The sequence below is a fragment of the Pantoea sp. SOD02 genome, assembly GCF_024707505.1.
Taxonomy (GTDB): domain Bacteria; phylum Pseudomonadota; class Gammaproteobacteria; order Enterobacterales; family Enterobacteriaceae; genus Pantoea; species Pantoea symbiotica.
In genome coordinates this window covers 334,108-346,344 of sequence record NZ_CP102605.1, presented here as the reverse complement: position 1 = coordinate 346,344, position 12,237 = coordinate 334,108, and the positions used below count along the sequence as shown (strand labels likewise).

Sequence of the window (12,237 nt, the reverse complement as noted above, 5' to 3'; positions counted from 1 at the left end):
ATATCGAATGCAGCACACGGCGTTGCCGGTTTTAGCACGCGGGAAAGGGTGGCGTATTAATCAGGTCGCCATGAATGGCGACCCTACGAAGCGCATCAATTAAATTCCCGGCACACATGTTTGAGAAACTGGTGGGCGGCAAAGGAGAGCGTGCGGTCGCGATGCACGCAGATCTCGATATTGGCCGATTCCATCGCCTCGTTATCAATTGGAATGGCAATCAACATGTGCTGATCTATTTCACGTGCAGCGATTTGTTTCGGCCCAATGGTTAAGGTGCGCCCGGCTATCGCCATTGCTTTGGTGAGTTCCAGATTATTGGTGTTCACGATTGATTGCGGGTTGAGATGCAGGCTGCGCGTGACTTTGTCGAAGGTTTGCCGCATGCCGAAACTGGACACCGGCAGCGCCACCGGATAGCCGCAAATATCTTCAAGACTGAGGGATTGATGTTGAGCCAGCGGATGCTGGGGAGAAACCAGGCACTGAATTGGTGCAGGACAGCGCTTTATGACTTCAATTCCGGGGCGGTCGCCCATGTTAAACACAATGCCAATATCGATTTCATCGCGGATAATCGCTTCGATGGTGCGATCGGACGATTCGCTATTAATCGAGAATTGAATGGCCGGATAATTTTCATTAAAGCTGGTCATGATGCGCGGCAAAATCGCCTGCACCACCGCTTCAATTACCCATATTTTCACCTCACCTTCGCGCAGCCCTTTTAGGTTTTTAATCGACTCATGAATACGGTCGAGATCGCGGCACATCTTGCGCGTGAAGCGCTCCAGCATCATACCTGCGGGGGTTAAACGGATGCCGGTGTTGGTGCGTTCCAGCAACATTACGCCGAGCGTATGTTCCAGTAATGCGATCTGTCGGCTGATAGCCGAAGGCGCAACGTGCAGTCGATCTGCCGCCCGTCTGATCGATCCCGTGGCGGCGACTTCGTTGAAGTATTTATAGGTGTTGAGGTTCACTCACATCGCCCTGTGCATAGGATTTATCGCACAGGGTGATGCAAGAGTTATTCCATCAGTGTTGGATCGCCATTCATGGCAACCTGGTGCGCATGAATGCGCACCCTACGAAAAACGCGCCAATCCTTTGTAGGGTCGCCATTTATGGTGACCTTAGAATGACCACCTCACGCCCGCGTTATAGCGCCAGCCTTTGGCGCCGTTGCCATCGATCTCTTTGCGGTAATCGGCTTCGGCATACAGCGCAACGTCCTTATTCAGCGTGGCGCTGCCGCCTAAGCCGACATCCCACATCTGACCAAACTTCCCGCTCTCAAAGGTTTGGCTGCCTTCCGCATCCGCCGAACCGATTTTGGTTTTCGCGGTGCCGCCCCAGCCTTTGTAGTAGTTGGCGCGAAGGTACGGCGTGTAGGCATTCTGGCTGGCGTCCAGCCAGGTCCGATCGAGGCGTGCGCCGAGCCGGCCGATGGTTTGATCGTAATCGTTGTACGACACGCGCGTGCGGTCGCGATCGGTGAAGCTGTCCATTTTCATCTGCAGCCAGGTGATTTGCGCCTGCGGTTCAAGCCGCACGCCGTTGGCGAAGGTAAACGGATAGCCCGATTCCACCGACGCCGTCCAGCCGTTGCCTTTCGGTGAGGCCACCTCTTTCTGTCGTGCGATGTCGGTTTCACCGCGATACCAACCCCAACTCAACGAGCCATCCAGGTAGAATCCGCTGTCGCGCAGCCAGGTGCCGTACAGCGAGATGCTGTCGCTGTCGAAGCTGGTGGAGCTGTAACCATCGGCTGCGTGAGGGCGAATGCGCGTATTACCGCGCGTATAAGCCACGCCGCCGCGCAGGCTGTCTTGCGGGCCGTCGGCGCGCAGCACGTTGCCGCCCAGTTGCACCGCGCTGTAATCGAGGTCGAAGTCGTAGCCGTAATCGGCCAAACCGCGATTGCTTTGATATTTCAGATTGGAGCCGAGATAGCGGATAAACATCTCGCCGCCAACCGCATCGGGCGCGGTTTGCTGCTGACGCAGTTCGCCAAGACGTTTATGCAGATCGTCGGTCACCGCCAGCGAGTAATACGCCAAACCAACCGGCGCGGAGATGTAGGATGGCACCTGCGGCGTCACCGCCAGCCGCGCAGCACGCTTATTGCTACCCGCTTGCGGCTGGCACAGCGAACCGTCTTCACAGACAAAAGTATTTGCGAGTCGATAATCCCATATGCCCGCAGTGGAACTGCCCGGCGCGAAGCTGGCCAAGCCGTATTGCCACGGACCGGACGCCACATAGCCGCCCTTCAGCGCAAAACTTGAGGCGCTGGCGCTGCTGGTGACCTGCGCCAGCGACACACCTTCACTGGCGGAAATTACGCCGTCGTTATTGCTATCCAGCAGCGGACCGCCGACCAGCGTATCCTCAATTAAAGTTGTGCCAGATACATTGCCGTTCACGCGCAGGTTGTCACTCTGCGTGGCGGTTGAGTTGAGCTTCAGGCTACCGCCCGCCGATGCCAGTTCGCCATCAATGGTTAATACATTCGCCGCCGCGTTGCCGCCATTAGTAAGGTCCAGCGCACCGGCGTTATTCACCACCAGCGAATCATTGGTCGCACCTTGCAGCAGCGGATTGACGTTATCGCCAGCAAACAGCGTACTGCCAGAATCGATATTGATGGTGCTGTGCGCGAGTTTGATGTTGTCGGTTAGCGTCCATTTGGTGGCGAAGAAGTTGAGCGTGCTCCAGCCCGCGCCGAGATTGGTGCCTTTGCTGGCATCATCGCTGGCAAATGAGCCCCCGCGCGCGGTTAGCTCGCTGAGGTTGAGCGTGCTGCCCGCGCCGTTTTCGGTGGTGATGTGGCGGGTGTCGGCCAAACTCACTTTCTGCACTGAAGCCTGATTGGCTGCGCCATTGCCCATTGTCAGGCTGCCGTTCAGCGTGCCGCCGGTAACGATCAGTTCATCGCTGCCGTCGCCGGTATTCACATCGCCGATCACCGCGCCATCCAGCAACGCGATAACATTACTGCCAGCGCCGCCCGCCACCACCACTTGATCCGGGAATGGTGCGTTAATGGTTCCCTGATTGATGAACAGCGTTTGCCCGCCGCGCAGATCAATCAACGGCGACACGCGACTTTGTGAACTGATCGTTCCCTGATTGATCACCTGGCTGGCATTGCGGGTGACAATCGCCGAGCCGCCATCCGCATCGAGAATGTCGATCACGCCGCGCGAAATCACTCTTCCTTCGGTGTTAGCGCGAATGCCAGTACCTTCACCCGACACCACAATCGAGTAATCTTTACCCAGCACCAGACTGTTGGTGGTGCTGACTCCATCGACATTCTCGAAAAGGTAGCCTGTGCCGTTGCCAGCCACATTGATGCGCACTTTACCGTTGGGATCCAACGACGTCACTGAACGCACACCGTTGCCGCCGTAAACATCTAACACCACGTTTTTCAGGGAGATATTGGTGCTTTCGGCAAGATTGTTAATCGCGCTGCCGCTGCTGTAGCTGAGAATAGTGATGTCGTTGGCTTCAAAGCCGCGAGCGCCTGGCTCCAGTCGCACGCCATCCGCACCGCCTCGCGCCTGAATGGTGCTTGCGTCCTGCCCATCGCCAACAATATTTAGCCAGCCAGCGTTACCGACACGTATCGCTGCGATGCCATCATCGACCTGCAAACGGCCTTTTATCGGCACGTATTGGTTATAGCCGCTGCCGACGTCGACACCGATGCCGGAAGCAATGAAGATGCTGCCACGGTTGGTCAAATGGCCACCGTCGTAGATGCGCGCGCCGGTGCTATTGTAACCAGTGAAATTCACCGAGCCTTGCTGCTGATTGACGAGGTGCGCGCCTGAACTGACGTCAAACGCGGTAAGATTGTCCGCGCTGCCGGTGATCGGTGCGGCGACGGACACTTGCGTTCCGCCGCCGCTGGCGATTGCCGCCGTGCTAAATTCACCGTGCATCGCAATGTTACTGGTGATGAACGCTTTTGCAGTGTCGCTGGCACGCAGCACGCTGACATTTTTGCCCGTGGTGAAGTAACTATCGGTGCTGGACACCAACGCGCCCGGACCGCTGACATCGATGCCGGTGATGCGGTTTCCATATAGCGCGACGCTACCCGGCGTTGCGGCATCCAGCCTCGCACCATTAACGATCTCATACAACAGCGCATTGTCGGCTCCGACTTGAGTAACGCCGCCGTGGGTGATCAAGCGCGTTCCAGGATCGGCGGCACGAAAACCGAATTGGTTGGGATCGTGAAACTCCACGCTATTGCCGTCGCCCAACTCCAACAAGCCGCCAGCAAATACCGATCCTGCCATCGCGTTAGGGCCGTAAAGGTTAATAGTGCCGCTTTGGTAAATCCGCGCCAGCTCATTAAAGGCCACCACGCCTTTACTGGTGAACAAGTTCATGCCATCGACGCTATACACGTTCAACAAACCGTTGTTGAATACCTGCGTCAAGGTTTGCCCATCACCGTATTGCGGATCGCCATTGGCATACAGGCCGGTACTGTTGCCTGTCACGGTAATTACGCCACGGTTAAAGGCGAACGCGCCAGATTCCGCCCGAATCCCGGTGGTGTTTCTCCCGCCTAAAGTGATGTCGCCGGTATTGATCAGTTGCGCCTGATTTTTGACGATCAGCGCTTCCTGATCGTTAGCAACACCGCTCAGTGGCGCATGGTTGATCAACAATGTATCGGGATTGAACTGGGTTGCTGGATTGATCGCTTCTCCTTGCAGCGTGTATTTGTTGCCGTCGGCGATGGCGGCCGTCGCGCCGATGCCAAGCAATTTGATGCGCGCGTTGGCATCAATGGTGGCTTGCGCACCATCGGTAATTTCAATACCGCGCGCATACATGCCAGAAATATTGAACCTGCCGCCATTCGTATTCACATCAGTGTACTGGCCGCTGCCGTACACGCCGGTCGCAAAGCTATTAGTCATCGACAGCGTGCGGCCTGTGCCATCGAAATCTGCGCCATCCTCAACGCGGAAAATCGTGCCGCCGTAAACCGATGAGAGATAACTGCCGTTGGCGGGTAAATTGATTCTGGCGTTGGGACCAATGGCGTAAAAACTGATTTGTCGCCCGGTGAACAGACTTGAGCTAGGAACGGAAACGGGAATTGAATTGGCGCTGACATCAATGGCGGCACTGCCTTCCGCGCGAATACCAATCCCGTTGGTGCCGCCGAGGCGAATCGGCCCGGTAAGATTGGCGTAGGCGGTGCCGCCGGGATCGCCCTTCACCCAAACCGCCGTGTTGTAGGACGTTCCGTAGCGATCGCCATCGCCGAGAACGTTAATCGCACCGCTGGAATACGCCTCTGAATCATTGCCATCACGTGCGATGACTTTAAGACCGGTGCTATTGAAGCCATTCACATTGATGGCTCCAGCATTAATCACTTTGTTGCTAAGGCTGCCGGAATCAAGCACCAACATGCCAACATTTTCTGCCGGATTGGGCTGCGCCTGGCCGTTGATATCAATCACGCCGTTGTTGATGGTGGTCGTGTGCGGAGCCAGTTCCACGCGCATGCCCGCAGCATTTTGTACTTTGGAGCCGATAACAATATGGCCGTTATTGATGGCTCTGGAATCAAGCAGTTGTGAGATGCCGTTGACGCCGCCGCTCATGTTGACCGCGACATCTTGTGTGGCATCATTTTTGCGATTCTGCGGTGAGCGCCCGATGTAAATTGTGCCGTCTTTGGCGTTCACAAAGCTGCCTTGCCCATCGCTGCTCGGCATCACGCCAGACGCTGAGCCACCGTTAGAAACGTCGCTGACGCCGACATTGATATTACCGTGATTGACCACCTTGCTGTTGTAGGTGGTGATACCCGCGCTGTATCCCGCGCCGGGTTGCAGATTGATCACGCCACGATTGATAAATTTGCTGCCATACGCGGCGCTCACCGCGGTTCCGCCGTTGCCGATAGTGCTGAGATCCACGCCTTTGCCATCAGCGTTATTAAGGAAGCCGCTGTTGATTACGCCGTTATTAAATCCACGCGCGCCCTGTAGTAATTCCAAACCCGAACCAGTGCTGGAAAGCTTGCCGTCGATAATCGCTTTCGCGCCGTTGTTGGCACGCATCACCGCGCTATCGCTGTTCACCACTTCAAGCGTTTTGCCACGATTGATTTTGACTGTCGCTTTTGGCCCATCAGCGCTGAGTACCACTTGATCGAATATCGGCAACGCCACTTCATCATCGTAATTGTTGGTGCTCATGCGATACACCACGCGGCCATCGCGCAGTTTAAAAGCTTTATTAAATTCGGTGTTGTAGTTATCGGTAATGATGTTGCCGTTGGAGAGTTGACCAATCAGCCAGTCATTGTATTTACGCAATTCGTAGAGATTAGTGACGTTGAATTGTGTGGTGCCACCATCGTAAGTGCCCACGCTAAATTCACCAGCATATTCCACTACGTTGCCGACATCGTAAGCTAAACGATCGCCACCATACGGCGTGGTGCCCGCGGTAAAGGTGATGCGGTTGTTAGAATTCCAGTTCAAATTCCCTTTCTTACTGGCGGTAAATAACTGGCTTTGCTTCGCTGCCATTGACCAGCTATTACTGGAGGAATTGATTGCGGCATCGTGCTTGCCAATATCGACATTCAAGGTTCCGTTACTAACAGACGCCACACGCGCATCGATATATTGTTTGTCATTCACATCAAAATAATCTGGTACAACGGTTTTGAGATTAACCGAAGGTAAATCAACCAGTTCTGCGCTATTAAACACCTGATAATTGATATAGGTATGATAATTGGGATCAAGTACGCCAATGGTGTAATTTTGCGGCCCAATTTGTAATCGTTCCGCACCAATCACATTGTCATTGATGATACGGCCAATCGATCGCAACTCGCCAATCGTAACGTTGCCCACGCCACTTTCACCGGGCGTGAAACGCGGCAATCCGCTTAGGGTTTGCGTGCTGCCATTGCAAAGACAATAAGCGCCAACTTTATTGTCATTCACTTCAGGCGTGTAAGGTCTTAATATCGCAGCCGTTGTCGGCAATAGCGGGAACATCATCCCCTGCGCCGCCACCAGGCTCAGTAACACCGGATTTAATTTAAACACGTTGTTTTCCTCATGCAGAGAAAAGACAAAACGCGTACGGCAGAATGCCAATACGCTTCAGAGGTATTTAAGTGATTGAATTATTTTGTTTCAGCTTTTTAATATTTGAAATCGGATGAAATGAGTATCTACGCTAACGCAGGAAAACGTCTAATTTGAGTTAAGGAATTGTGAGATGGGAGATGTGATTTAGGAATTTGACTACAAATAATATCTAAAAGATCGGATCTAATTTATACCTAGAATCAAGGCTAAAATGACATGGTTAAGTTTAACCGGCGAACGTTATACTTATATGCTCGCCGTTTATTTTAAATATAAAGCTATGATGCCATAAGCTCATTTCTTAACGGAGCAACATTGAATCTTAAAAAATCATTTAAGCACGAAGGAATATCTGAGTAACTACATAAGTCAGATAAAATATCATGCTTTTCCTTAGTTAGAGTTAAACTGGTTTTTTTAAATGATTTTTTATTAGGTTTAGGTAACTTTGAAAGTCTGTACGAGTCAATAAATAGACTTGGCTTAGCCTTTAAATTATCCTCCTTAAGTCTGAACAAATACTGATGAATGAAGAAAAACATGAACTTACCTCTTATCAGAGATGCTAATTCAGTATCATCTTTATCTTCATAGTAAGACTTTGCTTTTACTAAAGAATTCTCATCAAAATAACCAATTTCCTTCTGGAGCATTTCAAGAGAATTTTTGTTTAATCTCACCTCTTTTAAATCAACGCTAAAAGAACTTGAAAATCCGATATCTTTGGCATTTAATTTTGCATCAATTTTCTGTTCCTCAAACATAATCCTGTTACACCTCAGGTACATATCTAACTCTAATATTAATTTTATAAACTCTGATCTTCTCTCTAAGAAATTATCATAACATTTTTCAAAATCGCCATTAGAATCATCATTTTTACAAACGAAAAACTTACGTTCTAGGATTTTTTCGATGAAATCGGATGAAGCATAAAAATTCTCAATAGAATATCCTGGTGTAATATAAACCTTATCCTTATGTAGGTTATCAGTAACCTCATTGTAGTCTTTGTCAATAAAACCGAAGAAAAAAGATTTTCTATAGCTCTCCTCTGAATGTTCTTTCAAATTTTTAATCATTTCTAAAACATTACTTCTACCATGACATATTAAAATCATCCATGATGATTTGTGTGGGCCAAAATGATTTTCAAAAGGTCTATTATAATAGTTTATATCATCATCGCCCTCGAGTAGAAAAAAATATTTATCTTCATTACCATTGAATTTTCTTATAAACTCTCTAAAAATGACTGATTCATCAGTTGCCATATTTTCAAGCATATCCACTCGATTTAGCTTTGCATTATTATTCATTGCGCCACCTCAATTTCGAGTGATAAATCGCTTGTATATTTCTTTAGGTCATTCTTAAAGATAAATGGTGAGTGTGTAGCTGCAAACAAAAAATCACATTTATTAGAATTAAGAATCTTAGGTAAAAGGATCTGCTGCCACTCAATAGACAGTGATATTTCCGGCTCATCGTAAAATATCCAATACTTGACACCTGTATTTTCAACACTTGAAAAGTATAGTCTTGTGAATAGAGATAATATTTGCTTCTCGCCAGAAGAAAGTTTTTCAATGTCAATTTTGTTTTTATTTTTTAACTTCTCAACATATATCTCTGATGTTATATCATTAAATACAACCTTCTTATCTGTAAAGAATGAATTCAACACATCAACATATTCTTCAATCGTCTCATCAATATATTTTTGATTATTATAAATAGAAACCATATTTTCTAGGATGTAAAAAAGGGCATTATTGCCACTACCATTTATTAATGATTTTTTATTTATAAGCTTTAACAAGTCTTGCTTATCTTTTTTGTCAATAGTATCGTCATCTATGCGAGATAATATTTTCTCTATGGACTTTTTATTGCTAACTAAATAATCCACATCATCTTTATCAATTGATTTATTTACAAGGGTGTTTTTAAGCAACCTTCCTGACAATTTCAAAAAACCTTCAGTAGTTGAGGTTCTTATCTTGGATGACAAACCAATCCATACTTCCTTTATATTATCAACTCCGAACTGAATCAATGGATTGTCTTTGAAATATTGCTCAGCCTCGTTAAATGTAAAAAAATACTCATCCTCACCTTCCTTTTTGAAGTACTTGATTCCACTTTCAACTAATCGATATGTTGGAAGGTATATAAACTCATGCTTCGAGAACTCATTTAATTTAGAAGAGAGAAGCTCAACCCTTGCATAAAAATCTTTTAAATCAAACTCATTGTCATCATCTAATTCATTACAGATCTTTTTGACATCAAAAAATAAATCACTAAAAGAAATATTCATATCTTCTAATTCAAAGAGAATAATATGATTTCTTATATAATTCCTTATCCGTAAAATAACAGGAATCAGGTTATCACCACCACCCTCAATATCACCTAGCAATGATAATATTTCGTTTCTAGATTTCTTCATTGCTGATGAATTATTGCATATATAATAAATTATTAAGCTTAGTATCAACTCCCTTCTAAACCCCTTATTTATGCCTTTAACAAAATCCTTGCTTGCCACATTATTAACATGATTGACTGCTTGCTTAAAAGAATGTAGGAACTCCTCTTCAAAAATAACCCGGATAATATTTTTCGGATAAGTGAGTTGTTTTTCTTTTGAAAACTTGACACGCAAGTCGGAAAAAGAATAATCTAAAAGACGCTTATCTTTCCTTAGGAAAGTATAAAGCATGTTTATAATCGTTGTTTTACCTTGCCCATTCTCAGAAACAATTATTTTCTTATTGTCATTGAACTTAATATTTACATTAGATTCACCATTAAGACCATTTATTTCGAAATTTGTTATCAATTTCCTTTCCAAAATTACCACCTCATATATTTTATGGAGATTTCTCATGTTAAATCATAGTTAATTTTAGTGTTCCTAAAATTTTAAAAAATGATTTAAATGCAAGTTTAAATCACCTTAACTAACTTTGATGCTTTATTAATATCTTTCCAATTTACATTAATGACCGTGTTTTATTCAAGGTGTTATAACTCATTCTTTAAAGGCCAGGCCGCCAATCCCTTTATCTCCTTCAGCACAAACATACTCTGCATCTCCTTTATCCCCGGCAATCTACGAATAACCGACATGGCAAACTCCGCATACGCATCCATATCCGCGGCCACCACCTGTAATAAGAAATCTGCATCGCCGCCGATGCTGTAGCAGGAAACCACATTATCCAGTGCCATGACTTCTTGTTCGAATTTGCGCGCTTCGGCTTCGCTGTGGCTATCAATGGTGACGCGTACAAATACCATCACATTAAGGCCAATCTTTTTTCGATTAAGTACCGCGCGATAGCCCTGAATCACTTCGTCTTCTTCCAGCTTGCGCACTTTGCGCCAGGTTGGCGATGCGGAGAGGCCAATTTCGTCGGCGAGATGTTGGTTGGTGATGCGCGCGTCCTGCTGCAACTGCTGGAGGATTTTGATATCTGTCTTGCTTAAACTCATAAGTGGATAATCCTTTCCATAGATTGGCAATTAAGGGATTTTTTATCCTTAATCAGTTCCTTTTGCAACGTATTCAGAAAGCACTTTCCTTTGGGGTTGCGGCATACTTTTTGTCTGGTGATTACCGACAGAGTCATTGCGCGGATGTGGCCAGGTCGCCATGAATGGCGACCCTACGGCGCACGCATTTATGCGCAGCACGTACCTATAACCCACTCAAAGTGAAGCCTGAATCATGGATTTCGACGCAAACACCCATCGCTGCACCATTGTGATTGATCAGCAACTGCCCGCCGGATTGGCGATGAACGCTTCAAGCGTTATCGGCATTAGTTTTGGAAAATTGATTGGAAATTTGGTGGGGCCGGATCAGCAAAGCCAGGATGGCGTGAATTATCCCGGCGTCATCTACGCGCCGCTGCCGGTATTATTGGCGGACAGCAATTACCTGCGCGAGTTGCAGCATATTAGCAGCGCGGATAATGAGATCTTTGCGATGCCGTTCAGCGCGCTGGCGCAATCATGCAAAACTTACGAGGAATATGGCGAGCGTATTACTGACGCGCACAGCGATCAGATTGAGTTGGTGGCGATCGGTTTGATCGGCCCAAAGAAAAAAATTACCCGCTTAATCGGCAATTTGAAGCTTTATCGTTAAACATCCTCTTCGGCGGCGAACCATGCAGGCGGCTGGCCTACGTAACGACTGAATGCCACGCTGAAAGCACTTGCGGAGCGATAGCCGACGCGCTCGGCCACTTCTGCCACCGCCATGCTTTTGCCGCGCAGCAGATTTTTCGCCAGCGCCATGCGCCACGTCAGCAGGTAAACCATCGGCGCCACGCCAACGGCTTCGCGGAAACGCACAAAGAATGATGAGCGTGACAGCGCGGCGGCTTTAGCCAGTTCGGCCACCGTCCAGCTGTGTGCAGGATTGGCATGGATAGCGCGGATTGCTGCCGCCAATCGTTCGTCGGCTAAGCCGCTCATCACGCCCGGACACGCGTTGCAGATCGGCATCGATCGCAGCGCTTCTATTAATAGCAGCTCCAGTAAACGCTCCAGCACCACGTGACGCGCCGGACGCTGCGCGCGGCATTCATCCATCACTAATTCCACCAGCGTGGTCAGGCGCGATTCGCCGCGCACGTGAATAAACTGCGGCAGCAGCGAGACAATCAATCCGGCATCGGGCGCGCCGAACTGGCAATAGCCAATCAGTGTTTGTACGTCGGCGGGCTGCTGCTGATCGCCAATCCAGAATTCGCTGGGCGCGAGCATCTGTGGCGTGGTTTCAGGTGCATCGTCGGCGGGTGGTTCGGCGCTGGTCATGCAAAATTCCCACGCCGCCGGGATCAACACAAAATCGCCCTGCTCTAGCGTGATGGGCGCATGCCCTTTCATCCTCAACTGGCTGCGACCTTCCAGCACCAGACAATAGAACGGCTGACCGGTTTCACTGCGCTGCACGCGCCAGCGGCCATTAGCACGCGCGCGTTTGGAAAACGCCGCTTGCGGCTGCAGCAGCGACACCATTTCCGCTAAGGGATCGATCATTTGGACTCCTGCGAAT

7 protein-coding genes are annotated in these 12,237 nt (G+C 48.5%); 1 reads left to right on the top strand and 6 read right to left on the bottom strand.

The annotated features are described in order from the left end of the window. Positions 1–95: 95 nt before the first annotated feature. From NR302_RS21100 to NR302_RS21080, 5 genes are all read right to left on the bottom strand, one after another. Complete coding sequence (locus NR302_RS21100; RefSeq protein ID WP_008108755.1) at positions 96–983, bottom strand: LysR family transcriptional regulator; 888 nt, start codon at positions 981–983, stop codon at positions 96–98. A gap of 153 nt (positions 984–1,136) precedes the next feature. Then, positions 1,137–7,115: an autotransporter outer membrane beta-barrel domain-containing protein gene (locus NR302_RS21095; protein ID WP_258145747.1), complete on the bottom strand. Its 5,979-nt coding sequence runs from the start codon at positions 7,113–7,115 to the stop codon at positions 1,137–1,139. A gap of 323 nt (positions 7,116–7,438) precedes the next feature. Further along, on the bottom strand, positions 7,439–8,479 hold the full coding sequence (locus NR302_RS21090; RefSeq protein ID WP_258145746.1) for a DUF4435 domain-containing protein: 1,041 nt from the start codon (positions 8,477–8,479) through the stop codon (positions 7,439–7,441). After that, on the bottom strand, positions 8,476–10,020 hold the full coding sequence (locus tag NR302_RS21085; RefSeq protein ID WP_258145745.1) for an AAA family ATPase: 1,545 nt from the start codon (positions 10,018–10,020) through the stop codon (positions 8,476–8,478). The genes NR302_RS21090 and NR302_RS21085 overlap by 4 nt, the downstream gene beginning before the upstream one ends. Positions 10,021–10,193: 173 nt before the next feature. Further along, entirely contained in the window at positions 10,194–10,664 is a 471-nt protein-coding gene (locus tag NR302_RS21080; protein ID WP_258145744.1) for an Lrp/AsnC family transcriptional regulator, read from the bottom strand. A 235-nt stretch (positions 10,665–10,899) separates the two neighbouring features. Between NR302_RS21080 and NR302_RS21075 the strand changes: the two genes are divergently transcribed. Next, positions 10,900–11,322, top strand: a complete 423-nt coding sequence (locus tag NR302_RS21075) for a DUF2000 domain-containing protein (protein ID WP_258145742.1) — start codon at positions 10,900–10,902, stop codon at positions 11,320–11,322. Here the strand turns inward: NR302_RS21075 and NR302_RS21070 are convergent. Then, entirely contained in the window at positions 11,319–12,221 is a 903-nt protein-coding gene (locus NR302_RS21070; RefSeq protein ID WP_258145740.1) for an AraC family transcriptional regulator, read from the bottom strand. The genes NR302_RS21075 and NR302_RS21070 overlap by 4 nt on opposite strands. Positions 12,222–12,237: the final 16 nt, after the last annotated feature.

Bases quoted from the DNA above. Each gene is read 5' to 3' on its own strand.
- NR302_RS21090 (WP_258145746.1), bottom strand. From the start codon at position 8,479: ATGAATAATAATGCAAAGCTAAATCGAGTGGATATGCTTGAAAATATG.
- NR302_RS21080 (WP_258145744.1), bottom strand. From the start codon at position 10,664: ATGAGTTTAAGCAAGACAGATATCAAAATCCTCCAGCAGTTGCAGCAG.
- NR302_RS21075 (WP_258145742.1), top strand. From the start codon at position 10,900: ATGGATTTCGACGCAAACACCCATCGCTGCACCATTGTGATTGATCAG.
- NR302_RS21070 (WP_258145740.1), bottom strand. From the start codon at position 12,221: ATGATCGATCCCTTAGCGGAAATGGTGTCGCTGCTGCAGCCGCAAGCG.